This window comes from Fimbriimonadia bacterium (assembly GCA_039961735.1).
In the GTDB taxonomy this organism is placed as follows: Bacteria; Armatimonadota; Fimbriimonadia; order Fimbriimonadales; family JABRVX01; genus JABRVX01.
In genome coordinates this window covers 74238-99860 of the sequence record JABRVX010000010.1, presented here as the reverse complement: position 1 = coordinate 99860, position 25623 = coordinate 74238, and the positions used below count along the sequence as shown (strand labels likewise).

The 25623-nt window shown below is 62.1% G+C and carries 18 protein-coding genes; 12 read left to right on the top strand and 6 right to left on the bottom strand.

Going from position 1 to position 25623, the window contains the following annotated elements; all coding sequences use genetic code 11:
• Nucleotides 1-11: 11 nt before the first annotated feature.
• Complete coding sequence (locus HRF45_04745; GenBank protein MEP0765835.1) at nucleotides 12-896, bottom strand: dihydrodipicolinate synthase family protein; 885 nt, start codon at nucleotides 894-896, stop codon at nucleotides 12-14.
• 99 nt (nucleotides 897-995) lie between these two features.
• Here HRF45_04745 and HRF45_04740 point away from each other — a divergent pair, with 99 nt between their 5' ends.
• The 6 genes from HRF45_04740 to HRF45_04715 all read left to right on the top strand — a co-directional run bounded on the left by HRF45_04740 (nucleotide 996) and on the right by HRF45_04715 (nucleotide 12909).
• On the top strand, nucleotides 996-4007 hold the full coding sequence (locus tag HRF45_04740; protein ID MEP0765834.1) for a DEAD/DEAH box helicase family protein: 3012 nt from the start codon (nucleotides 996-998) through the stop codon (nucleotides 4005-4007).
• A gap of 10 nt (nucleotides 4008-4017) precedes the next feature.
• On the top strand, nucleotides 4018-7104 hold the full coding sequence (locus tag HRF45_04735) for an Eco57I restriction-modification methylase domain-containing protein (GenBank protein MEP0765833.1): 3087 nt from the start codon (nucleotides 4018-4020) through the stop codon (nucleotides 7102-7104).
• 651 nt (nucleotides 7105-7755) lie between these two features.
• A complete protein-coding gene (locus tag HRF45_04730) occupies nucleotides 7756-8484 on the top strand; it encodes an ATP-binding cassette domain-containing protein (GenBank protein MEP0765832.1) in 729 nt (242 codons plus the stop codon).
• Nucleotides 8485-8488: 4 nt separating this feature from the next.
• The gene (locus tag HRF45_04725) at nucleotides 8489-9346 is read left to right on the top strand and encodes an ABC transporter permease (GenBank protein ID MEP0765831.1); all 858 of its coding nucleotides are present in this window, start codon (nucleotides 8489-8491) and stop codon (nucleotides 9344-9346) included.
• The gene (locus tag HRF45_04720) at nucleotides 9330-10460 is read left to right on the top strand and encodes a peptidoglycan DD-metalloendopeptidase family protein (GenBank protein MEP0765830.1); all 1131 of its coding nucleotides are present in this window, start codon (nucleotides 9330-9332) and stop codon (nucleotides 10458-10460) included. Before HRF45_04725 ends, HRF45_04720 begins: the two co-directional genes overlap by 17 nt.
• A gap of 619 nt (nucleotides 10461-11079) precedes the next feature.
• Entirely contained in the window at nucleotides 11080-12909 is a 1830-nt protein-coding gene (locus HRF45_04715) for a hypothetical protein (protein ID MEP0765829.1), read from the top strand.
• Here HRF45_04715 and surE read toward each other — a convergent pair.
• The 3 genes from surE to HRF45_04700 form a co-directional block, all read right to left on the bottom strand.
• Complete coding sequence (gene surE, locus HRF45_04710; GenBank protein ID MEP0765828.1) at nucleotides 12853-13623, bottom strand: 5'/3'-nucleotidase SurE; 771 nt, start codon at nucleotides 13621-13623, stop codon at nucleotides 12853-12855. The two genes, HRF45_04715 and surE, sit on opposite strands and share 57 nt — an antisense overlap.
• A gap of 2 nt (nucleotides 13624-13625) precedes the next feature.
• Complete coding sequence (locus HRF45_04705; GenBank protein ID MEP0765827.1) at nucleotides 13626-14609, bottom strand: TIM barrel protein; 984 nt, start codon at nucleotides 14607-14609, stop codon at nucleotides 13626-13628.
• A 117-nt stretch (nucleotides 14610-14726) separates the two neighbouring features.
• Nucleotides 14727-15878, bottom strand: a complete 1152-nt coding sequence (locus HRF45_04700) for a saccharopine dehydrogenase NADP-binding domain-containing protein (GenBank protein MEP0765826.1) — start codon at nucleotides 15876-15878, stop codon at nucleotides 14727-14729.
• A 164-nt stretch (nucleotides 15879-16042) separates the two neighbouring features.
• On the opposite strand from HRF45_04700, the gene HRF45_04695 reads away from it, so the two are divergent.
• The 6 genes from HRF45_04695 (at nucleotide 16043) to HRF45_04670 (ending at nucleotide 23610) form a co-directional block, all read left to right on the top strand.
• The gene (locus tag HRF45_04695) at nucleotides 16043-17590 is read left to right on the top strand and encodes an NAD(P)H-hydrate dehydratase (protein ID MEP0765825.1); all 1548 of its coding nucleotides are present in this window, start codon (nucleotides 16043-16045) and stop codon (nucleotides 17588-17590) included.
• Nucleotides 17591-17594: 4 nt separating this feature from the next.
• Complete coding sequence (locus HRF45_04690) at nucleotides 17595-18848, top strand: FHA domain-containing protein (GenBank protein MEP0765824.1); 1254 nt, start codon at nucleotides 17595-17597, stop codon at nucleotides 18846-18848.
• A 102-nt stretch (nucleotides 18849-18950) separates the two neighbouring features.
• A complete protein-coding gene (locus HRF45_04685; protein ID MEP0765823.1) occupies nucleotides 18951-20372 on the top strand; it encodes an FHA domain-containing protein in 1422 nt (473 codons plus the stop codon).
• A gap of 20 nt (nucleotides 20373-20392) precedes the next feature.
• The gene (locus tag HRF45_04680; GenBank protein ID MEP0765822.1) at nucleotides 20393-21781 is read left to right on the top strand and encodes a VWA domain-containing protein; all 1389 of its coding nucleotides are present in this window, start codon (nucleotides 20393-20395) and stop codon (nucleotides 21779-21781) included.
• An 18-nt stretch (nucleotides 21782-21799) separates the two neighbouring features.
• A complete protein-coding gene (locus HRF45_04675; GenBank protein ID MEP0765821.1) occupies nucleotides 21800-22681 on the top strand; it encodes an FHA domain-containing protein in 882 nt (293 codons plus the stop codon).
• Entirely contained in the window at nucleotides 22678-23610 is a 933-nt protein-coding gene (locus tag HRF45_04670) for a protein phosphatase 2C domain-containing protein (GenBank protein MEP0765820.1), read from the top strand. The genes HRF45_04675 and HRF45_04670 overlap by 4 nt, the downstream gene beginning before the upstream one ends.
• Here HRF45_04670 and HRF45_04665 read toward each other — a convergent pair.
• Both HRF45_04665 and HRF45_04660 read right to left on the bottom strand, forming a co-directional pair.
• Nucleotides 23537-24469 (bottom strand): glycosyltransferase family 2 protein, encoded by a 933-nt coding sequence (locus HRF45_04665; GenBank protein MEP0765819.1) that lies wholly within the window; start codon nucleotides 24467-24469, stop codon nucleotides 23537-23539. The genes HRF45_04670 and HRF45_04665 overlap by 74 nt on opposite strands.
• Nucleotides 24470-24555: 86 nt before the next feature.
• Nucleotides 24556-25617, bottom strand: a complete 1062-nt coding sequence (locus tag HRF45_04660) for an FKBP-type peptidyl-prolyl cis-trans isomerase (protein ID MEP0765818.1) — start codon at nucleotides 25615-25617, stop codon at nucleotides 24556-24558.
• Nucleotides 25618-25623 lie beyond the last annotated feature (6 nt).

Genomic DNA, 25623 nt, shown 5'->3' with positions numbered 1-25623 from the left:
CTGCCGGTGGGCTAGGCCGTCTTCGGAAGGCCGAGCCTCTCGAACCGAGCCATCATCTCGAGAGTCTGTTCTTCGGTGAGGTCCATCAGGGGCAACCGCATCCTCCCCCCGGGTAGCCCGCGCGCCCGGACGACGGCCTTTCCGGCGGCGGGCAGACCGTATTCGCGCAGCACCTCGTTCATCGCCGTCAGACGTTCCTGCGCGCTCTCCACATCACCCCCGGACTGAAAGGCTCGCACCACCCCCACGGCAAGCTCCGGGTATGCGTTCGAGGCACCACTGACCGTGCCGGAACCGCCGAGCCGCAGGCACTCCAGCAGCAGGTTCTCCTGCCCCACCATCACGCACTTGCCGGGCAGCGTCTCCAGGGCCGCGCGAAAGTAGTCCGGCGAACCGGAGCTGTCCTTCATCCCCAGCAGGTTCGGGTGGTCGGCGAGCGCCGCCAACGTCTCGATGTGTATTGGCGTGTCGGTGATCTGCGGAATGTTGTAGAGCAGCAGCGGCAGCCTGGCAGCGTCCAGCACTCTTCGGTAGTACTCGCGCACACCGGCCTGCGGCGGGTTCTTGAAGTAGTACGGCGGCATCACTAGCGCGGCATCGCAGCCTTCTGCCGCGGCATGCTTGTTCAGCAGGTTGGTATCCTCTAGGTTCGCCGAGCCCGTCCCGGCGATGATGCGCAACTTCCCACGATGCGTGGTTGCCAGAGTAAAAAGGTCCATCCGCTCGCGCACGGTCATCGAGGCGGCTTCGCCGTTGGTTCCGCTCACCACCACACCGTCGCAGCCCACCGACTCGTGCCAGGCGAGTAGCCTCACGAACGCCGCAGCGTCAGTCCGCCCCACCTCATCGAACGGTGTGATCACCGCCGGAAACACCCCGAACAACCTCTCTCCCATACCCCCAGCCTACCCTACGCTGAGAGCCTCAGGCAGGTGTGGAGCAGCAGAGCCCGAATCCGCAAAGGTGCACACCAAACGGGGCAGGCAGAGGCTTGTATGCGCGCCGATGAACAGAAACCAAATGGCGTACTGAAGACCCTGATCGACAACCGGACCGACAATCTCGTCCTTGACGCCGTCCGCCGCCTGATGGCGACGGCCAAGAGGGTGGACATCGCCACCGGCTTCTTCGAGATAGGGGCGTTGCTGGACTTGGACGGGGCTTGGCAGCCGCTAGAGGGTTTGCGTCTCCTTGCAGGGGGCGACATCTCCCGCCAGACACGGGCAGAGATGGCTCGGGCCTTACGCGACCGCAGGCTGAATGGCATCGAGGCGAGACAGGAAATGGACGATTGGAAGGCGCTGGACGGCCTCGCGGCCATCCGGGCGGCGCTTGCCTCGGGCCACATCCGGGCCAGGATCTACACACGAGCGAAGTTCCATGCAAAGGCGTACCGATTCGTCACGGGAGGAGTGGTGGACCACGGCCTGATCGGGTCCTCCAACCTCACCCGCCCCGGCCTGACCCAGAACCTTGAGCTCAACCTGTTCACGAGCGACACCGCACAGCTTCGTGAACTCGGGGAGTGGTATCAGCAAGCGTGGAATGAGGCCGAGGACATCACTGAAGAGATGCTTGCGGCCATCGAGCCCCACGTCCGTGAGTACCTGCCCTTCGAGCTCTACGTTCAGTCCATGCGGGAGTACTTCCTCGCCCACGAGACCGACCAGTCCGGTTGGGAGGTCAACGAGAGCAAGTTGTACACCACGGTGCTCGCCAAGTACCAGCGCGATGCCTACCACGACCTGATGCATATGGCCGCCGCCCACGGCGGGGGGCTCCTGTGCGACGGCGTCGGCTTGGGCAAGACGTTCGTTGCCCTGATGCTCATCGAGCGGGCGCGCATGGAAAAGCACAAGGTGCTGATCGTCGCGCCGAAAGCCGCAATCCCATCGGTGTGGGCTAGGTGGCTAGACAAGTACTTCCCGGATGACTTTGGCAAGTTCACGGACGATATCCGAGTGATCGCCCACACTGACCTCGGGCGGCCGGGAGGTGTTACAGACGCGGATGTCGAGAAGCTTAGGCAACGCTATGACACCGTCATCGTGGACGAGGCTCACCACTTCCGAACTCCGTACCGGAACCGTAGTCTCAAACTGAAGCGGCTGGTCAAAGGCAAGCGGCTATTCCTGCTGACCGCGACCCCCATTAACAACTCCGTGATGGACCTCTATCAGATGCTGAACTACTATGCGCAGGACAACCAAAGGTACTTCCAATCCTACGGTGTTCCTCATCTCCGTAATCGTTTCAAAGACGTGGAAGAGCGTCTTGCCGACGACGAATTCCCGTTCGACCTAGTGGAGCGCGGCGAAGGTCTCGAGTTTCTGAAACATGTCCTGGTGCAGCGTTCGCGGAAGTACGTGAAGAGCCTTGAGACCCAGGAAGACGCAAGCGTTAAGTTCCCCCAGCGCGAGAAGCCTGAGGTAATCGAGTACTCGCTCTCCAAGGTCTACGGCAAGCTGCTGCCGGAGATCGACAACGCGTTCGACCGCGATCACGGCACGCTGAAGCTCGTGATCTACGAAACGGAACGCTTCAAGGAACAGGACCAGGACCCGTCCCTGCTTCAGGACCAATCGAATGTCACTGGACTGATCCGGACCATGCTCCTCAAGCGACTCGAATCGAGCCAGAAAGCCTTCGAGGCCAGCGTCGAGGACCTGCTGCTCAAGCATGTCGTTGTCCTGAAGGAACTGCTGCCCGATGCATACCAGGAGTGGCGTGAACGCCATATGCAAATTGCCCAGACACTCGAGAGGCACCGCGCCGAGCGAATGGACATCCGAACAGAAGATGACGAAGAGGAAGACGACTTACCCCTGACTTCCTATGAGGAAAAGAAGCTGCAGGGATTGCTGAAAGACGTTCAGGAGTTCGGAGCCAACGAAGCCCGCTGGTACGAGCAACTCATCAGCGACGCGGAAGTGCTGACAGACATCCTCGGCGGTCTATACGCCACCGTCCGGGTGGAGAACGACGATAAGCTCGCGGCCCTCGTCAAGAAAATCCGCGCAACTCCGCGGCTGCACAAGGACAAGGTGGTCATCTTCACCGAGTTCAAGGATACGGCGCGCTACCTGGAAACACACCTCAGGAACGCATTCCCCAACGACAGCATCGTCGAAGTGGACAGTGGTCGCAACGTGGCCAATCGCGAAGGCATCATCGCACGCTTCGCCCCCTACTACAACTGCGATAACGAAAAAGACCTCGAGGCCGCGCTGGCCGACCCGATCAGAGTGCTCATCTCCACGGACGTGCTCAGCGAGGGCTTGAACCTACAGGACTGCAACATCATCGTCAACTACGACCTGCACTGGAACCCGGTGCGGCTCATGCAGCGCATCGGTCGCGTGGACAGGCGCATGGACCCGTCCAAGCCGGTGGACTACGACAAGGTGTACGTGTACAACTTCCTGCCGCCAGACGAGCTCAGACGGTTGCTGCACCTCTACGAAAGGGTCACCGGCAAGCTGATTGCCATCAACCGCACTCTCGGCATCGAAGCCCCCGTTCTCACTGCTGAAGACGACTTCAAGGCGATGGACTTCTACCAGAACCTCGGCGACTTCACGATGTCCAAAGAGGAGCAGCTACGCCTCGTGGCGCACCAGCTAGAGCAGAAGTACCCCGAGGTCTGGAACCAAAGTGTGTCCTATCCGAACCGCATCTACTCGGGAAAGCCCAGAGGAGGCTCCAAGCTCTTCCTCGCCTACCGCATCCCGACGGGTACGGAGCCAGGCCCCGACGGAGAGTCACCGGTCTTCGATGTGCGATGGTTCCTGGTTGACCGGGAAACCGGTCAGGTCGAGGAGGACATCGAGGCAATCCACCAGGCCATCGCATGCGCCCAAGGCACGCCGCGGGAGGTCAAGATGCCGGGGGCTGAACGAGACCGTCTGCGCAAGCTCGTCGAATCCGAAGTGCTTGCCCGACTCCGGTTCGAAGCCCAAACACCGCAGACGCTGAAAGACGAGCTGATCTGTTGGATGGAGGTATAGGCCAAGGAGCATGGCAATCACTCCACAGCAACTCGCTTCCGTCGCGGGCTTCGATGGCCTCGCTCGCCTATTTCACGATGCCCCCGAACTCGACTGGCCGACCCCCGAGTGGAGCACCTTCACCGGGGTTGCTCCGCTCTACGGCATCACGGACATCCCAGGCGTGCAGTCCCTCGCCGCAGTGCAGAAGCTCGACTCCAACCAGCGCTGGGGCATCTTTCTCGTGGACTTCGGGACCAACAGACTGCGCCGTAGCGACCTTCGCAGGATCCTAACGAAGGTTGCGGAGAAAGCCAGGCAGACGCACGGACACGTCACCTGGCCGCACGACAACATCCTGTTCGTGTGCCGCAGCGAGCAGGCAACATTCACCCTCGGTCACTTCGCCGGCGACAAACCGGCCAACGCCAAGCTTCGCACCTTCGGATGGTCCGATCCCCACTCCGCTCGGACGCTCCTCACGCGCAATCTCCCCCATCTCGCCTGGAGCAACCAGGACCGCTGGCACGAGGCCTGGGACGTCGAGAAGCTGACGAAGGAATTCTACTCCCGCTACCGCGAGGTGTTCGAAGCGACCAAGGCGATGGTCGTACACCCCGGCTCGGACGAGCAGAAGCACCTCTTCGTCCAGTCCCTCTTCAACCGCCTCATGTTCGTCGCGTTCATCGAGAAGATGGGGTGGCTGGAGCTGAACGGAAGCAACGACTACCTCCACACCCTCTACCAGAGGTACCTGCAGAAACCCCACCGACACACCCCAACCTTCTACAGCGTCCTAGAGTATCTCTTCTTCAGCGGCCTGAACTGCCCCAACGGCATCGGCGGCGGCCACAAACTCGAACCCATCCTCGGCAAGGTCCCCTACCTTAACGGCGGCTTGTTCGAGCGGGACGCAGTGCTAGACGTAGCCGGCATCGTCGTCCCCGACACAGTGTTCCAAAACATCCTAGCGGACCATGGTGGGCTGTTCCGCTCCTTCAATTTCACGGTCATGGAAAACACGCCGCTGGACGTGGACGTAGCCGTGGACCCGGAGATGCTCGGCAAGATCTTCGAAGAGCTGGTAACCGGAAGGCACGAGAGCGGAAGCTACTACACGCCGCGCCCCGTCGTCTCCTTCATGTGCCGCGAGGCGCTGAAGGGGTACCTGGGCGGGGGCGAGGCCATTGAGAAGTTCGTGGATGAACACGATGCGACCCTTCTCGCCGACCCGGAAGCGGTGCTGGAGAAACTGCGAACCGTGAAGGCGTGCGACCCGGCCTGCGGCTCCGGCGCATACCTGCTCGGCATGTTGCAGGAGCTGATAGCCCTTCGGAGATGCCTGTTCGCAGCAAAGAACGTGGACCCCGTGAGCGACTACCGGCGCAAGCTGGAGATCATCCAAGAGAACCTGTACGGGGTGGACATAGACCCCTTCGCGGTCAGCATCGCGCGACTCCGCCTCTGGCTCTCCCTGGCCGTGGACTTCGAGGACGACAAGCCCGAACCCCTGCCGAACTTGGACTATAAGATCGAAGTCGGAGACTCGGTGCTCGGGCCGCAGCCAGTGCCGGAAGAGAGAGTCGTGAACAAGGACATGTTCCGTCAAGAGCAGATTCAGCGCTTCGCGGCACTCAAGGCGGAGTACGCGCACCCGACGGACGAGGTGACACGGCAGGAGCTCAAACAGCGCATTGGTGATGCGCGGACAGAGATAGCGACCTGGGTGCGCCCTACCACTGGGCAGGACGGCTTCGACTGGCTCGTTGACTTCGCCGAGGTGTTCCTAGCAGACGGCGGTGGCTTCGATATCGTGGTGGCCAATCCACCGTACGTTCGGCAGGAGCTGATCAAGCACCTGAAGCCCGCGCTGCAGAAGGTGTACCCCGAAACCTACTGCGGCACCGCAGACCTCTACTGCTACTTCTACCTGCGCTCGATGGAGATTCTGCGTCCGGGCGGCATGCTGGCGTTCATCTCATCCAACAAGTGGTTCCGGGCAAAGTACGGCGCCAACCTGCGCAAGTACATGGCAGAGAACGCACGCATCCTCAGCATCACGGACTTCGGGGAGCTTCCGGTCTTCGAGACATCGTCTACCTTCCCCATGATCTTCATCGCGCAAAAAGGTGGTTCCGGCGTCTCGCCGGACGGCACCCCGGCAGAGCATCGCCGAGACGGCGAAACCACGACACCTCGCTTCACGCAGGTGAAATCGCTCGAAGAGCCCTATCCCGATGTGCTTCAGATCATCCGCCGGGACGGGCACGTATTGCCACCGGACGCTATCCGGGGCGAGGACTGGCGCTTGACCGATTCGGCCACGCTCGCCATGCTAGACAAGATGGAGAGCGCGGGCATTCCGCTCGGCGAGTACGTACAGGGGCGCATCTACCGCGGTATCCTGACCGGCTGCAATGCGGCGTTCGTGATTGACGGAGCCAAGCGGGCGGAGCTGATCGCGGCGGACCCGAAGAGCGAGGAGATCATCAAGCCGCTCGCCGTCGGCGACGACATCCGCCGCTGGCGCATCGAACGCAAAGACCGCTGGCTGATCTTCATGCGACACGGCACCGACCCGCGTCGGTACCCAGCTATCATGGACCACCTGGCGCAGTTCAGGAAGGAGCTCGAGCCGCGCCCGCGAGACTGGGACGAAGCCAAGCAAGGCCATTGGCCGGGCAGAAAGCCCGGCAGCTACGAGTGGTACGAGATTCAGGATACCGTGGACTACTACCCCGCCTTCGAACAGCCCAAGATCGTGTTCCCAGACATTGCCAAGGTGCCCCGATTCACCTACGACGCTGAGGGCGTCCATATCACGAATACCGCTTACTTCGTCGGCGGGGATGATCTCTATTTGCTTGGGGTCCTCAACTCCTCTCCCATGTGGGAATACTGCTCTCGCCGGCTCACGGTTATCGGTGACGAGGCGAAGGCAGGCCGCCTGCGCTTCTTCGAGCAGTTCGTATCGCACCTGCCCATCGCCCGATCTCCTGCACCGGCGCGAGATGCAATCGCTCGACTTGCCCAACGCTGTCTCGACGCCCGCGGCGTCGGCTGCGAAGAGTGGGAGGCGGAGATCGACGACCGCGTCGCGAAGCTGTACGGGCTATGATCGGTGCCAAAGCGCGAGGTGTGCCCGTCGAGCTGCAGTCGCTAGGGCGAGCCTCTCACCTGCCGGTTGCTCCCCGATGTCATTCCGAGGGAGCGCCAGCGAGCGAGGAATCGCTTTCTCGAACGTGTACACCCATGCGGGTGGCCTACTGGAAGGCGGAGAAACACGGTAAGGGATTCCTCGCTTCGCTCGGAACGACAGTCACGGAGCCAAGGGTTGGAGGACCTCCACTATCCCTCACCACTCGCAGAGGGTGGGTCAGTGGTATCCGTCATGCTGAGCCTGTCGAAGCATGCAGCCGCATGCCGCGCCTTGTCACCTTCACAGACCACGCGGCTCCCGGACGCATGCTTCGACAGGCTCAGCATGACGAGCGAGCGCGGCGGCGGCTGTCATTGACCCATCCCCTCGCAGTGGCGAGGGATAGAGGGTGCAACCTTAGCCTGTCCTACCCCCACCGATCGAACAGGCTACTGACGGACATGTCGAGATGGACGCGGTGGATGGCTTCGGCGAGGAGCAGAGCCCTGGACGACGAGGGCAAGCCCATGAAGAACTGGTGGGTGTTCCTCTACTATTGATGTTTCGCTCGCCACTCTCGGCTGCCCCAGAAGGCACCCGGCACTTCCAACCGGGGTATCTTGTTAGCGAATGGTTCGTTTCGAGCGCGTCAGCGTGGTCTTTGCGAACGGTGTGGTCGGTCTGAGCGAAGTGACGCTCACGATTCGGCCCGGTGAGTTCGTGTTCCTTACGGGAACCACGGGTGCCGGCAAGTCCACGCTGCTGAAGCTGATCTACGCGGAGGTTCTTCCCGCCGCCGGCCGCGTGCTGGTCGGCGATCGCGTGGTGAACGAACTTCGGGAACGGGACATCCCTGCCCTACGCCGCTCTATGGGCGTCGTGCCGCAAGACTTCGGGCTCTTGCCCAACAAGCGCATGTGGGAGAACATCGCCTATGCGCTGCGGGTGGTGGGCATGAGCAAGCGAGAGATCAGGCAGCGGGTCCCCGAGATTCTGGAGCGCGTCGGTATCGGGCACCGGTTGGACAGCTTCCCTGCACAGCTCTCAGGAGGGGAGGCGCAGCGGGCTGCAATTGCACGGGCGCTGGCACACGACCCATCGCTGCTTCTGGCCGATGAGCCGACCGGGAACCTAGACAGCGAGACGAGCTGGGGCATCATTCAGCTTCTCGATCAGATCAATGCCCGAGGCGCCACCGTCATCGTGGCGAGTCACGACGAAGCGGTGATTCAGCGGCTGGGGCGGCGTGTGGTGCGGCTAGAGCGCGGAGAGGTGGTATCGGACAGCGACCCGTGTCCCGACAGGGCGGTCGTGATGATTGAGCAAGTGAAGGAGGCGAACGCTGTTCGATCGACTTGAGTTCATGATCAGCGAGACGTGGGAATCGCTGACGCGCAACAAGCCGATGACCCTCGCGGCGATTACCACCGCGGGGATATCCGTTCTGCTCCTCGCGGGTTTTCTGATCGGATGGTACGAGGTGGAGCGCCAACTGTCTTCCCTGCCCGATCGCTTCGAGATGCGCGTGTTCCTGCGGGACGACGTGACTGCCGAAGAGACTGCGGCAATTCGTGAGAGGCTGAACGCGATGCCCGAGTTCTCCTCGGTACGGTTCGTATCGCGCGAGGAGGGGTGGCAGAAGTTTCGCGCCACGAACAAGCAGGTCACGGAGGACTTGCCCAATCCCCTACCCGACAGCTTCATCGTAAAGCTACGTCGCCTGGATCAAGGCGACTCGGCAGCCAGAAAAGTGCGCATGATGCCCGAGGTTGACCACGACGGCGTCGTGTATTTGCAGGAGGAGCAGCGTCAAGTGATGGCTTTCATGCGCTTCGTGCGAGCCGTCGGCCTCGTCGTGACTGCCATGCTGACGTTCAGCGCCGCGACTATTATCTTCAACTCGATTCGGCTGACCGTGTTAGCACGCCGTCGGGAGATCCGCATTATGCGGCTGGTAGGTGCAGCTCCTGGAACGATACGAACTCCCTTTCTGCTCGAGGCGGGCACACAAGGGATGGTCGGCGGACTGCTCGCCGCTTGCTTGCTATGGATCGGAGCCGACGCGATTTCGGGTTTCCTCCCCGGTTTCGTGCGCGAACCGGAGCAAGTGCTGCCCTTCTGGATGCTGATCTCTTGGCTCGCCGCTGCAGGTGCATTCTTCGGACTGGTATGCGGGGCGTTCGCGACAAGGAGGTTCCTGCGCCATGAGACCGTGGTGTAAGCTGCCCCTTCTGCTACTAGTGCTCGTTGCCCTGAGTTGGGCCGGCGCAGAGTCCGGGTCGAAGAGCAAGCAGCAGCTGGAGCGCGAACTGGCACTTCACAAGCAGAAGCTTGCGAAGATTCGCAGCGGACTGCGTACGTCCCGCGCAGGCGCACGGAAGGCGAAGCTAGACATGGCAGAGGTGGACCGCCGCCTGAATACGATCCAGCGAGAGATGGACCGCACCGCAGAGAGACTCGAGCGGTCGGTTGCAGAGCTCGATGATGCCATCGTCGCCCAGTCGCGTGCTGCTCTCGAGGTTGCTCTGCGAAGAGACCAGCTATGCGCGAGGCTTCGCACAATCTACAAGCAGGGGGAGTCGCGGTTCATCAGCGTGCTAGCTGGAACCGAATCTGTCGGGGACCTCGCGAGCCGCAGCTATATTCTTCGGCGCATTGCGAAGAAGGACCGAGAGATCGCCGACAGCTTCCTGCGTGCGCAGCAGCAGCTGGCCGAGCGTCGAGCGGCACAGGCACGGCTGGTAGCACGGATTCGAGCCGCGATGCTGGCACAAACTCGCGAGGAGAATGCACTGCAGCAAGCGCTGGAGGACAAGGCTGAAGCATACCGAGAAGCGATGAAGCAGGTCGCTTATCACGAGACGCTGTATGCAGCCGAGAATGCAGCCACCGAACAGATACAAGCAGAGCTTGCGCGTTACCATGCTACGACTGGCACGGCGAACCCAGTCACCCCATGGACCGGCGTGTATCGTAAGCCGGTGGAGGGGCCCATCACTAGCGGCTACGGCATGCGCATGCACCCGATTCTCGGCGAACGTCGCATGCACACGGGAATTGACATCGGTGCGCCGTACGGTACACCGATCAAGGCTGCTGCCGCGGGGCGTGTGATCCGAGCCGACTACTACAGCGGCTACGGCAACTGCGTGATCCTAGACCACGGCGGTGGCATGACCACGTTATACGCACACTGCTCGGCGATTCTCGTTAGTGTCGGGCAGGATGTGGAGCAAGGGCACGTGATTGCCCGCGTCGGGGCGACGGGGCTGGCCACTGGCCCGCACCTGCATTTCGAGATTAGGCAGGGCGGCAAGCCGATCAAGCCGAACTAGAGCGGTGATTGTGTGCGTGGCGCAGTAATTGCCCTGCGCTGAGTGGTGCTACATGGCTAAGGAGGGTAAGGCAATGAGACCTCCGAGCCTCCCGACCCGGCATCATCGGACCGCTTGGAGCACCGATTCGTCATGCTGAGCCTGTCGAAGCATGCGCATGGGCGCTGCATGGTGTCAGCTAGCGGTATCCGCGGTCATGCTTCGACAGGCTCAGCATGACGGAATTTGGCGTTGCACACCCATGACGGCATTTGGCAATGCACACCCATCACTGCATGTGGCATTGCACGCCCGTGACGGCATTTGGTAGTGCACACCCATGACGGAATGTGGTAGTGAACGCCCAACGGCGGAAGACCCCACAGCAGGGAAGACAGGCTCGGCATAATGGAATGGGGTAATGGACACCTAGGAGTGCTGAGGGACATGCAAAGTCTCTTCGGGACCATCGAAGGCAGAATCTGAGACATGGCAAGCGTTGCGGCATAGCAGGGCATTCTCACGATTTGCCGCACCCGCCTCACTGCGACAGGGGTCCGCAAAGCCATCTCGGCCTCTTCGCAGCCATAGCCCCGCCCCATTGCGCTAAACTTGCGGCATGACCGTTGTAGCCAGCCTTATGCTCACCTTGCTTGCGCTGCAGGTCGCGGCGCAGGTACCCACCGACCTCGGCGTGTTTGCGCGCGAGGTGATCGTTGCTCACCGAGAAGAAGACTTCGAAACCTTCGCCTCGCGCTTTCTGCCGGGCAAGGCGCCGTCTTGGGCCCGAACTGGTGCACTGCGCAGTTGGAAGATGTACCTCATGCCGCCTGCCCCGGGTTTCGGCGATTCCCCACTGTGGCTCGTGCTCACCAAGGATCACGGCCCGGAAGCGGACGGCGATAAGATTATCCCTATCGTAAAGCACGGAGCAGCGTGGGCGCTTGACGAGCCGATGCCCGAAGACGTGCCCTCGCCCTTCCGCGTGGAGCACCTCACCTTCGATATGCGCATCGAGCCGAAAACGCAGCTAGTGCGAGTGAGGGCCGAGTTCGAAGTGAAAGGCAGTGGCCAATCGCTGCTTATGCGATTATCGCCGAAGTACGGTATTCGCGAGGCGCGCATCGGCGATGAGAAGGTTCCCCAGTTCGACTCGCAGACGACGCTGGAACCTCCGATTCTCGAGCCGGGACCCATCCTAGTTCGAGCTGGCAGTGTGTTCTGGATTCGTGGAGTGCGCGACGGGTCGAAGGTGACACTGGAGTATGCCGGTACGATCAGTGGCAACTCCGAGAGGGCCGGGCCGGACGCTTGCTTCCTCACGGCATACTGGTGGCCACATATCGGTCGTCAGCCTGCCACCCATGAGATTACCATGACGGTACCACCGGACTGGACGGCGATTGGGCAGGGTGAAATGGTACGTGAGCGACGGACCAGCCGTGAGTATACGGTGACATGGCGCAACGATCTCGCGGTATGCTTCTTCACGGTGTGTGCGGGGCCGTTCGAGATCGCGGCCGAGAAGATGGACCGCGGTCGCACCTTCCGCTCGTACATGATGCGAGACAAGGTGGACACGAAACGCGGGGAATCGATCGTCGAGGACTGTGCGAACGCCGTGGCCTTCTTCGAGGACCGATTGGTAAAGTTTCCATACGACCACTACTATGTAGTGGACAGCCCTGGATACTACGGCTTGGAGGCGTACTCGTTCACGATTCTCTCACCATCCATAACCTCGTGGGCACCCACGCATGAGATCGGGCACACCTACTTCGGTGGCATCGTTCCCAACACTTACATACGTTCTATATGGAACGAGGGACTGACACAGTACATCGACTCCGTGTTGTTCAAGGAGAATCGAGACGGGACCCTCCAGCAAGGTACCACCAATCGTTTCGGCGACGCCCTCTCTTCCATCGGCGGCGTGCATCACCGATCCACTCACGAGGGCTACATGCGCGGTGCCTACGTGATGAACATGCTGGCCGAGGAGATGGGTGAAAAGGAGGTCCTGGCGTCTCTTAGGCGATTCTGCACCGACCGGCGAGGCAAGGCGTCGGATTGGCAGCACCTCGAAGCAGCCGTGAAGGCCGAGACGGGTAAGGACATGGGCTGGTTCTTCCGCCAGTGGGTGTACTCGGGTGTCAAGCCCAAGCTAACCATCAGCTCCGCTAAACCGGGCGAGAACGGCGAGTGGCTGGTCACCGTGCACCAGGATCAGGACCCGGCGTACCGCCTGAAGTTCGAGATCGTGGTAGCCAACGAAAGCGAGCGCTCCGCCGGACGGGTGGTCATGGACAAGACTGAGCAGACGTTTCGAGTACGCTATCGCGGCAGCCAGCCACCCACCGAGGTGCGATTGCGGACGAACGGGATCACACTAGCAGATGCCGGGGAGAAGCTATCACTGGAGGGGGCGCAACCACTCGCTGACAGCGTCGAGCGACTCGTAGTGCGTTAGGTCGAGGTGAACGGGGGTTACTGCGATGTACCCCGCCTCCACTGCCGCCACATCGGTCCCCTCGTCCGTAGTATCGGCAACCAGTGAACCTCCCAGCCAGTAGTACGTGTTGCCCCACGGATCTTGACGCGCATCGAGTCGGTCCTTATACTGCCTAGTACCTTGTCGCACCACACGCACGCCTTTGATCTCGCCAATCGGAGTGTTGGGGCAGTTGACGTTCAGCAAGCAATGCTTAGGTATGCGGTGCGAGGCGAACAGGGGCAGTAGCTCTTTCAGGAACTTCACGGCTCCATCGTAGTTGATTGGCTCGCCGTTCTCGTACGCGGCGACGGAGATCGCTACCGATGGCACGCCGAGTACCGCACCTTCCATTGCCGCCGCAACGGTCCCGGAGTACGTCAGGTCCCAACCGAGATTCGCTCCGGCGTTAATACCCGACACCACGAGGTCGGCGTTTTCCTCCGCCAGCACCGAGTAAGCAAGCTGAACGCAATCAGCCGGTAGACCGTTACATGCCCACACGTCTGCCGGCAGGCCGGTGTCGACTCGCCACTTCCGCAGCGGCGTGCTGAGTGTGATTCCATGACCGCAAGCACTACGCTGAATCTCCGGGGCTACAGCGAAGAGCTGCCCGAAGGGTGCGAGCGCTTGGATGCTCAGAGCATACCCAAGCGCTTGCACCCCGTCATCGTTAGTCACGATGATTCGCACTCCTACTCCTTTGCCCAGAACATCTTGCCCACCGGCTCGCTGATCACACAGCGGCTCAGCATGTCCACCGCTTTGGTGAGTCCTTCCATCGAGGACATGAGGCCGTCCTCGTGCTCGATGCTTAGCACATAGTCGTAGCCGACGGTGCGCAACATACTGATGAAACCTTTCCACCAGCTCTCGTCGTGGCCGTAGCCTACGGATCGAAACACCCACGATCGGTTAAGGATGTCGGCATAGGACTTCGTATCGAGATTGCCGTTGATAGCGCAGTTGAATGGGTCTATGCGCGTGTCCTTGGCATGAACGTGGTATACGGCTCCCGCATCACCCAGGAATCGCACGGCAGCTATGGGGTCGATCCCCTGCCACCAAAGGTGAGACGGGTCGAAGTTAGCACCTATCGCATCGCCGTTTTTTCCGACTTCGTGGCGCAGGCGCAACAGGCTCTCCGGGTTGTAGACCACGAAGCCTGGGTGCATCTCGATGCAGAACTTCACCTTCTTGCGCTTGAGCAGCGCAGCCTGCTCTGTCCAGTAGGGGACAACCTTTTCCTTCCACTGCCATACCAGAATATCGCGGTACTCGTCGGGCCAGGCACAGGTCACCCAGTTGGGGTTGACGGCTCGCGGGCCATCGCCCGGACAGCCGGAGAAGCCGTTTAGGCAGCTCACGCCGAGCAGCGAGGCGAGCTCCACGCCGTCCAGAAATGCCTGATGGTGTTCCTTCGCAATCTTGGCGACGGGATGCAAGGGGTTGCCGTGGCACGATAGGGCCGATATCATCAGGCCGCGCGACTCCACGGCAGTCATCAGCTTCTTGCGCTCAGCCTTGTCGCCGATCAGCTTCTTGACATTCAGGTGCGCGGCGCCGGGGTATGCGCCAACGCCGAACTCGACCGCCTCGATCCCGCAATCGGCTACGATGTCGAGCGCCTCTTCCAGGGATTTGTCGAAGAAAAGCGCGGTGAAAAGACCAATCTTCATCGGGTTCGGGTCCTCCTATGTGATGGCGCGATTCCGTTCGCCGCGGGGTGCGCTGTCCCTGCAGGGTGAGCGGACTTGTCGGACGGCTCAAAATCGTCCGACTGGTCCGACCTCTTTCTAAGACTCCTCGATCGAGAAGGGGCGCTTGCGCAGCTCGTTCATGTAGTGCGCTCCGGACATAGCCGTTTCGTACCGGTGTGCGCCTGGAGGGATGACCCCTCGAGCAATCGCGATGGCATAGATAGAAGTACTAAAGCCGGTCATTCGCTCCATCGCCGAAAAGCCGGTCTCGTCGTCGTGGTAGTCCACGATGTCCACGGTCTTCTCGAATGGCAGTCCGTTTTTCTTGCCCTTTCCTACACCCCGGACAACGATGAGGTCCTTTCCATCCTGAGATAGGCCGGGTCCCATCAGCGCATGGAACACCTCGCGAGGGACTGCCTTCCCCGCTCGCGTCTCGATGGGTTCTTGCCCCCAGAAACCGAAATCCTTGAACACCTTCATCAACGCGCAGTGCCCCGGATATCGGAATGTCTTGTACTGGTAGTTGGCCACCTTGCCATGCAAGGTGAAGGGGGCGGTGCTGGCTCCTCCGCTCGTCACGAAGGCCTCGAGCTTGCCGAGCCGAGGGTGATCGATTTCCTCCAGCTCGGTCAAAGTATCCACCTTGACGAGTTTGCCGTCTCGTAGCACATCCGCTTGCCCACTGTACTCCACCACCAGGCCTTCGATGTTGAACACTAGCTTGTAGTTAAACGGCGGCTTAGGGTTTTGGGGTAGCCCTCCGCAGTAGAGGCGAATATCTTCGGGCTCGTCCATCTGCTCGATCAGATAGCTGCCAATGTCGTTTACCATGCCGGGCGCAAGTCCTGTGTCGGGGACGACCGCCACGCCTGCCTCCGCCGCGCCCTTTGCCCCTTCCAATGTCTTCAGTGCGATCTCGGTGCTACCGCCCATGTCCACCATGTTCGTGCGGGTCTCCACCGCCACGGGCGAAATCTTGGGATGCATCCAATACGGGACGCTGCTGACGAGGACGTCCACATCCTTCAAAAACTCGCGCAGTTCGGGAACGTTCAGCGCGTCCACACGCTTCGGGCGGCACACTTCGCGTCCGACCAGCCTGTTGACCCTCGACGCGTTGCGCTCCGCTTGCTGTAGGTCTACGTCTGCCATCCAGATCGTTGCGGCGTCGCCGAACAGGGCGATATCGTAGGCCGCAGCCGTACCCTGCATACCCGAGCCCAAAATCGCGTAAACGTTATTCATTTGCATGTCCTCCTCGACATTCTTTCTTGCCCCGGTGCATACGAAAAAGGAGCCTGGACCGGCTTGACCCACCCCCTGGCTCCTCCAGCCGAAGACTACCTCAGCGGCCCGGGAGGGGTCAATGGAACCTAGGGCGGCGGGCTCATACTCACAGGAGCATAGCTGTGTTGGTGCGAACCCCTTACCTGATGAAAGTACTGACCGCCGAGCAGATGCGAGCCGCGGACCGGCACACCATCGAGGACCTCGGCGTGCCCTCCTTGGAGCTGATGGAGCGCGCGGGCACGCACATGGCCGAACTGGTGGCGAAGGATGACTCGCGTCGGCGTGTGGCCGTGGTGAGCGGGCGAGGCAATAACGGTGGGGATGGCTGGGTGGTGGCGCGGCGCCTTGCCGAGATGGGGAGGGACGTAACCGTATTCCCGGTCGCCGAGCGGCACGAGTGCTCGCCGGATTGTCAGGCGATGTGGCACCAAGCTGAGTCGCTGGTGCGGGTGGAGGAACCGGGCGCGGGGCTCCAAGGGTTCGATGCAATCGTAGATGCAGTGTACGGAACCGGCTATGACCCGAAGCGCGCCTCCATGGACCCCGCGGCGGACCGGGCGATCCACACGATCTCTTCTGCACGTGACCAGTCCACTATCTTCGCCCTCGATGTTCCGTCTGGACTGGACGCAACCACCGGGAGGATTGGCCCCGCCTTCGTCACGGCGGACGAGACAATCACAGTGCAGCATCCGAAGCTAGGGATGTTTCAGGGGAGCGGGCCCGATGTGATTGGCCGGCTCGCCGTCGTGGACATCGGGATCGAGCTACCCGAGAAGGCCGCAGAGGGCGCGCCCGAGATGGCGCCGGCCGAGTGGTACCGCGGGATGCTGCCGCGTCTTTCGCCCGCGGCACACAAGCGAACTCGGGGGAGCGTACTCTGCATCGGCGGCTCGACGACGATGCCTGGGTCGGTGGCGCTCACAGGATTGGGAGCGCTGTGCGCTGGTGCGGGCCTCGCCACCTGCGCCGTTCCCGAGAGCGTTCATCCCATCGTCGCAGGGTATTTCCCGGAGCTGATGACCGTGCCGCTGCCCGACGCGGGAATGGGCTGCCTTACACCCGAAGGAGCGGACACCGTACTCGCAATGCTCGACCGCTTCGACGTGCTGGCACTCGGACCGGGCCTGACAACGCAGCCGCCTGCGCGAGAGGCAGTTCAGACACTGCTCACGCGAGCCGACAAGCCCGTCGTGCTGGATGCCGACGGCCTGAACTGCCTGGCAGAGATCGGACCGGTGAATCGTTCCGCGCCGCTCGTGCTTACGCCGCACGCCGGAGAGATGGCTCGGCTGCTCGGAACCACGTCGGCCGATGTGGTGGAACGACGCTTCGAGTGTGCCAGGGACGCTGAAGCCAAGTATCGCGCTACAATCCTACTCAAGGGTGCATACACCATCGTGTGCGAGTCGAGCGGCAAGTGTTTTGTGAACGCAGCGGGATGTCCCGGCCTCGGCACCGCGGGAAGCGGCGACGTGCTGACGGGCGCGATTGCCGCGCTCACGCATCTCGCCGGAAGCCCTCAGAAGGGGGCCCTGCTCGGAGCCTATTTGCATGGCTTGGCAGGAGAGCAGTGCTTTGCCCGTTTGGGTGCGCAGGTCGGGTTCACGGCACGAGACATCGCTCGAACCCTGCCGCTCGCAGTCGGTGAGCTTCTCAGGAGGTGACTCTGTGATCCGTCGGTCGCTGGCTTCGTGCCTCTGCCTAGTGGCAGTTGCGTGGCCGGTCTGGGTCTCTGCTGTGCAGGTTGAACTCCCGCACAAGGGGCAGTTCGAGATATGGTTCGACGATGCCCAGGGAAGACCGCTCGGCACGAAGCATCTGATCAAGGGACAAAGCCGCGCAGACGTCCCCATCCCTGCCGGCTCGCCCAAGACTCTCGTAGCACGTGACGTCGAGCGCAACAACCTTGCGCTGATACCGTTCTCCGGCAAGCCCGCCATTGTCAAGCTCGAGGACTTCAAGTACGCGGCGGAAGTGAAGGTGACCGTCGAACACCGAGGAAAGGCGGTCGCGAGCGCAGTGGTGATCCTAAAGGATGCCGCAGGTGAGAAGCGCGAGCTTCTCTCGCCCGATATGAAGGGAGTAGTGGTGTTCCACAGGGTGCGGCTGGGCGAGGTGAGCGCTCAGGTCGAGTATCGGGTGAAGGGAGAAGAACGCAAGTCGGGCAAGCTAACACTGGACCTGACCGCAGACCGCTCGGACCCTGTGCCCGTTCTCGCCTTCAGCATTCCCGACGAGGTCTCGATCGTGGGAGAGGAGCGTAGCGAGCCGGGTGCCGCGACGGGCACTGCAGCCAAGCCCACGGGAGGCTTTCCGATTGGTGCAATCGTGACCTACGCCCTCGCGTTGGGGGTAGGCGTGGGAGCGCTCTATGGGCTGTTCCGGTTCGTGCAGGCCCGCGAGAAGCGCATGCGCGAGATGATGCAGAGGCTCGGGGTGCAGCCGCCGTCCGACGTGGGCGACGCACAAAACGTTGGTGCACCGCATACCAGCGGCTTTCGCTCCGAGCCGCCACCAAAGGCACCGCTGGTGCCGGAGGGCGCGTGTCCTTTTTGCGGCCAGCAGAAGGCCCAGGATGGTAGCTGTGGATGCGCATTGGGTCCGACACCGGCGGCTGCGGGACCTAGCGGACAGCCGCAACTGCTGGTGATGACGGGTCCGTGCGCTGCCAAGGTGTTCCCCCTTACTGCGCCTGAGCTGGTAGTGGGGAGGGACCCCGCTTGCGATATCAGTCTCGCCGAAGACTCGTCCGTAAGTCGGCGCCATGCAAAGCTGACCCTGGAGGGCAGCGATTTGTGGATCGAGGACCTCGGAAGCACGAACGGAACGTATGTGAACGGTGTGAAGATCGATAGCCGAACGAAGGTCTCGCATGGTGATACGCTGCAGATCGGTGAGTGTCGGATGAGGTATGCGGGGTGAGCGGCTCTTGAGCGGGTCATGCTTCGACAGAGCCGGCATGGCGGAGAAGGGAGCATGCTTCGACAGAGCCGGCATGGCGGTAGGGATGCGGGGAGTGTCCACGTGATATCGCGTCTCCTCTATCTCCTTATTGCCGGCGGACTGGGCGGCCTGCTCGGTTGGCTGGTGAGCGAGCCCTTCTCACCCGCCGAGATTCTGCCGCACGGTGTAGACCCGACCGCACCGGAGTGGGCCGATCTGTATCGCCGCTCCCTATTTCACCAGAATCTGCTTGGTGGCGCTACCGGAATGTTCGTCGGCGCGCTGGTGGCAGGTGCGTCCGGCTGGGCGGTCGGTTCGTTGCATCACCTTCGCCGAGGGTTGCTGTGGGGTGCGGTTGCCGGTTTGCTCGCAGGTGGCGTGTCCGTGCACTTTGCGGCAGGAGTATACGACACCATGATGCGGCCCTATGCCGCCTCGCGCGCGTACATGGTTGCGCCTCTGGTTGCCCTGACGGCGCGGGCCATCGGGTGGGGCGTCTTCGGCTGTCTTCTGGGTGCGGGACAGGCCATCGCGACACGCTCTTGGCCTCGAGTGCGACAGGCCGCGATCGGTGGCCTGCTCGGGGGGGCCATCGGCGGAGTGCTTTTCGAGATAACAGCGCCAATCTTCCAGCCGATCTCTCAGCAGCTAGAGCCTGGCAGGATGGAGGTGGGACGGTTCAGCCGCGCGGTAGGGTTGGTGTGCGTGGGTGCGGGTATCGGTATGTTCATCGGGCTGGTCGAGTTTCTGATGCGGTCCGCGTGGATCCGAGTGCTTCAGGGCCGAAACGAAGGCAAGGAGTACCTGGTGGATGCCAGGCGGACCGTCATCGGAAGATCGGAGACCGCCGATATCCCCCTGTTCGGCGATCCAGCGGTGGCGCCCCAGCACGTGGCGATTGATCGGGTAGGACGAGACTACGTACTGGTGGACAGCGGGGCAGGCACCTTAGTGAACGGGATGCCTGTGCAGTCGGTGACCCTGAGAGACGGTGACGCGCTGCAGATCGGGCGGTTCGTGCTGCAGTTCCGCCTGAAGGCTGGTCAGGGCGTTCGCGCGCCCGTGGACGTGAAGAAGCCGACGCAAGCCGCTGTCTCGATGACGCCTCCGAACGTGTGCCAGTTCTGTGGGCAGACGAAGGATGCGGCGGGCAATTGCGCTTGTACGCCCGTTCCGCGCGTGCAACCAGCCACACCCGTCACGGCTGCTGGCGTCCAGGCGAACACTCTGGTGGCCTGGGATGGCCCGCTGGCTGGTTCGAGGTTCGTGGTCGGGCCTGCGCCCGTCGGCATTGGCCGAGACCCATCGAACGCTATCGCGCTGACGGGCGATGCTCAGGTGAGTCGCAGGCATGCTCGTGCGCAGATCGAGGGGGGAAATCTCGTCATATACGATGAGGGCAGCACCAATGGAACGTTCGTGAACGGCGTGCGGATTACGCAACAAGTTCTTTCACCCGGCGATGTCGTGACCGTCGGTCAAACGTCCTTCCGGGTAGAGTAGCTACGCTGGAGGTTCTTGGCATGACCATTCCCGGCCCCAATGATCCGAACAAGACGCAGATCGGAGGCTTCCCCGATCCGAACCGCACGCAGATCGGCGTTCCGGACCCCAATCGCACGCAGCAGGTGCAGATGGACCCTAACCGGACGCGCATGGTCGGCGTGCCCGCTGGGAAGGCGCTGTCGCTGAGCGTCATCCCAGGCCGCCCGGTCACTCTGGCCAACGCGCTATCGCGGGAGGCGTTCTTAATAGACCTCACCGCATCGGAAGCCCTCGGGTCGGGCCGGCAACCACTCAACCTATGCTTGGTGATTGACCGCAGCGGTTCGATGGAGGGCGAGCCGCTAGAGTACGTGAAACGCGCCTGCGGCTACGTGGTGGACCTGTTGGACACCAACGACATCCTCAGCATCGTCACTTTCGAAGAGACGGTGGAGGTGGTCATGCCCCCGCGCAGAGTGCTGAACAAGGACCTCATCAAGCAGAACATCCAGCAGATTTACGCCGGGAACACCACCAATCTGTACGATGGCCTGCAACTGGGCGCCCAGCAGCTCGCTAGCGTGACGGAGCCTGGCCGGCTGCAGCGGCTGCTTCTCCTGTCGGATGGTGACCCTACCGCCGGCATTCGCGACTTCGCATCCATCGTCGGACTCGTGGGGGAGATGAAGAACCGCGGAATTACGGTTACGGCACTCGGATTCGGGCCGGAGTACAACGAGGAACTGGTCGCCGGCATCGCTCGAAGGGCCGGAGGGAACTACTACTACATCTCGCGACCCGACTTGCTGCCGGAAGTGTTTCGGACGGAGCTTCACCGGCTGATGACCACCGTGGCCACCAACGTGGACCTACAGCTTCGATTCGCGCGATGGGTACAGCCGAGGCAGGTTTATGGACACAACGTAAACCTGTCGCTTAGGGAGGTGACAGTGGACCTAGCCGACATCGAGCGCGGGACCACCCTCGGCACGGTCTTGGAGTTGGACTTCCCCAACCATCCGGCAGGAACCTATCGGGTCGTTCGGGCGACCGTAACGTACGATGACGGCGTAACCGGCAAGCGCGAGACACTAGAGGGCGACCTCTTGCTGGAGTTCACCACAGACCGAGCGAAGGTGCCTCTGGAGGCGGACCCGCGGGTGGCGAGGGAGATCCAGACCGCAGCTGCATCGCGCGCCGTCGAGAAGACCATCATGGGAATGCGTACGCAGCAGCTCTCCACGGCGACGGCAATGATGGAACTGCAGAAGACACAGGCGATGCTGGCGAGCCAAGGGCGCACTCAGGAAGCACAGGAGGTCGCGCAGGCTATCCGAGAACTGCAGCGCGGCGACACGGGGTCGGTCGAGAAGACCCTGATCGGAACCGTGATGACCCTGGACCAGGGCAAGAGGACCGGCCAGTAAGCGGAGGAGACAGACGGCATGGAAGATCTGGACCCACAAGCGACACAGGCGATGCCGAGCGACCCGATGAAGACCGTGATCGGGGCGCCGTCACCCAGCGTCGGAGCGACTCAAGCGCTCCAGCCGGTGCAGTGTCCGGTCTGCAAGCAACACAACCCGCCTGGCGAGAAGTTCTGCGTGGAGTGCGGGCTGCTGTTCGAGAACGGACTTCCGCAGGAAGCGGTCGCCGTCATCGCGGCGCCCCTGCCCTGTTTGGTGGAGGTTGCCACCGGGCGAGAGCATCCGCTCCGCCTAGGTGAGAACAGCATAGGGCGAGAGGCTACCGACGTGCTGCTGTCTGACACCCGTGTGTCACGCAGGCACGCAACGCTAATCCTGTCCGAGCAAGGAGCCGAGATTGAAGACGTTGGAAGCACGAACGGCACCAAGCTAGACGGGCAGACATTAGAACCCGGCGTTCGCGTCCCCGTCCGCCACGGCTCCAAACTGTTCTTCGGCGGCTTCGAGATGACCATCACGCTGCCGGGCGAAGCGATGCGCACCGAGGCGATGCCGACACCCACCTCAGAGGCCGCGGAGGAGCCGGTCGAGACGGGTCCGGTTCTCGCCAGGCTGCAAGGCGAAGACGGATCCTCACACGACCTGTTCGAGGGAGAAGTAACCATAGGGCGGAGAGCGACCAACACCATCGTGATTCCCGACCCTTACGTCTCAGGGTCCCATGCTCGGCTTAGCGTGTCGAAGGACCGAATCGCGTTCATGGACGTGGGCAGCACCAACGGTTCGGCAGTCAATGAGGAGCGTGTAGAGCCGAACGCGGAAGTCGAGATCCACGATGGGGACGTGATGACCATCGGGCAGAAGCGGTACACCCTGCGGATTCTCGAGGCGGCCGAATGAGGTGCTCGTGCGGTGCGGACAACGAGCCGATAGCTCGCTTCTGTGCCAACTGCGGCGCGGAGCTCGAGGAGCCGACCCAAGAACTGGACCTACCCGACCTCGGGGGAGCCGAGCCGCCACCTTTGCACACCATTCCCACCATCCGCGTCGCCGCCAAGACCGACCTCGGCAAGGTGCGCGAGAACAACGAGGACAAGTTCGAGTTCTATCAGCCGGATGATCCGGCGGTCATCGCTGCGCGCGGATCGGCCTTCGTGGTGTGCGACGGGATGGGGGGCGCCGCAGCGGGACAGATCGCCAGCGAACTGGCGTGCAAAACCTTCATCGAGTCGTACTACAGGTCAAAAGCGCCTTACTTTGCGGACGCCGCCGCCTATGCCGTGCGCGAAGCCGCCCGCTACGTATGTGACGTGGCGGAGGCGGTTCGGAGCCGTCAGGGTATGGGCAGCACGCTGACGGCACTGCTAGTGTGCCAGGACCGCGCCCTGGTCGCCCATGTGGGCGACTCGCGCTGCTATCGGCTGTCGGGCGAGGTGTTCGAGCGGGTTACGACCGACCACACGCTCGTCGAAGAGAGCGTGCGGTCGGGCCTGATGTCGCCGGCCGAAGCGGAGCACTCTCCGCTCGCGCATGTGATCACCCGCGCCATCGGTACCGATCGGACAACGGAACCCGACCTGTACTCTCTGGAGGTGCATCCTGGGGATCGGTTCTTGCTCTGCAGCGACGGCCTCACGAACCACGTGACGGACGAGGAGATACGCGGGCACATGACCACCCACGGCCCCTCGGAGGCGTGTCGCAGGCTGGTGGCTCTTGCCCTGGAGCGCGGTGGAAGCGACAACTGCACGGTGCTTATTGCGGAGGTCGCAACCCTGTGTCCGGCTGATACCCCAGCGGAAGGGTCAGGCAGTCGCGCAGCACTCTGAGGAACACCCTACCCTTTTCCAGTCGGACTAATCCGAGCGGGAGCCGCAAGAGGGCGCCCGTTATGGCGAGCAGCCTGCATGCGCGAGCCGCCGCCTTCCCGCGGTGTATGAGAAAGTACAGCTCCTTGCCCCGGTTGTACAGAGACACCATCTCGGCTCGTGCGGCACGCCCACTTGCCCCCAGAGCATGACGGAACACTGCGTCGTGCACGTAGAGGATCTCGCCTCGCTCTCGTAGGCGGTGACATAGCTCCGTGTCCTCGCAGTAGAGGAAGAACCGTGGGTCGAAAAGCAGGAACTCACCGTCCGGTCCCCGTCTCAGCATCAGACATGCTCCCATCACTTGCTCGACCGGTCGCGTGGTTGCATGGTCCCACCACGTCATGAAGTAGGAGCCGAAGAACCGAGAGCGCGGGAACAGCTTGGACAACCCGGACTGCTCGAGAAACACGTGCCAGAGTGTCAGGCGCCTAGCGCAGGAAGGCTGGAGCGAGCCGTCCGGATAGACCAACTTCCCACCGCAGGCCACAGCGGTTGGATGAGCGTCCATCACCTCGACGAGGCGCTCGATCGCTCCCGGTGACACCTCGATGTCTGGGTTGAGGATAAGGGCGTAGTCTGTGGTGCAGTGTGGCAACACCTCGTTGCAGCCCCGGCCGAAACCACGATTGACGAAGGATTGCACGAGGGCGACGCGAGGAAACTCTTGCCGGACCATCGCACCGCTGCCGTCGGTGGAGGCATTGTCCACCACGACGGTGGGGACCTCCGGGAGGCTCTGCAGGCACCGACGTAGATCCTCCACCGTGTTGTGGTTGACGATGATGACGGAGACTGCCTCGGCGAGCGGTCGTCTCACCAAAGGACTCTCCCTATCCGTCGTGTGGCTAAAGCCGGCGGAACCACAGGGCAGTGATGCAGACGGCGTATGCGGGAGCTCCTACCTCACTCCCGTACGATCTGCATCAGCTCCACCTCGAACACGAGCGTGGAGTTGGGTGGGATTGCCCCTACCGATACAGCGCCATAGCCGAGGTCCGGCGGAATGATCAACTTGCGCACGCCGCCGACCTTCATGCCGAGCACGCCTTGGTCCCAGCCCTTGATCACGCTGCCGGTCGCCAGCTTGAAACGGAAGGGGTTTGGTTTATCACGCGACGAGTCGAAGACAGTCCCGTTGACGAGCCAGCCAGTGTAGTGCACCAGTGCAACTTCGCCCTCCTTGATGGGCTCTCCGTCGCCCTCCTTTACATCGGCCAGGCGCAGACTGCCGATGTTGCGCCACGACAGCGTTCCCTCCGGGTCTGCGAGCTTAAGGGCCACGTCCCCCGGATTGGTCTCTTCGGCAATTCGCTGAAGGGCGGCCTTCGCATCGGTGCCCTCCTGCACCACCGTGGCCGATGCTACTCTGGTTCCGATCTTCACGTACTTCATCACGTCCAGGCCGGCAACCACCTGTCCGAAGACCGCATACTGCTTGTCCAGACGGGGGATCTTGACCAAGCACACGTACATCTGGCAGTCACCGCTGTTGGGGTCTTGCGAGCGTGCCAGCCCTACCGCTCCGATGTCGTGGATGAGGTCGCTCAGCTCCCGGGGGACCGTAGTTCCGCTGCCGGTCTCCTTGGTCCCATCCCAATCCGGCTTCTTGGTTTCCGCGTTGCCCCACTGCACCAGCGCGAAGTCCGCTCGCGTCTCGATACGGTGAATCTTGATTCCGTCGTAGAACTTCTGCTTCACGAGGTCCAGAATGTGCGCGCAGGTTTTCGGAGCCTCGTTGAAGTGCAGGAGCATATAGACGTCTCCCGTCCCCTTCTCCGCCATCACGCCATGCTCGGTGACGAACGACCACTTGATTACGGTTTCGTTCGGCTTTGGCGAATACGTCTTCTGGCTGGGGTCCCACTTCGTGGGCGTCTGTGGCACGGGTTCTTCCTGTTGGGCGGCAGCGATCGCTACCAGCGACAAGCTCAGCGCAATCGCCGCTTCCTTGGTGATTATCTTCATGGCTGC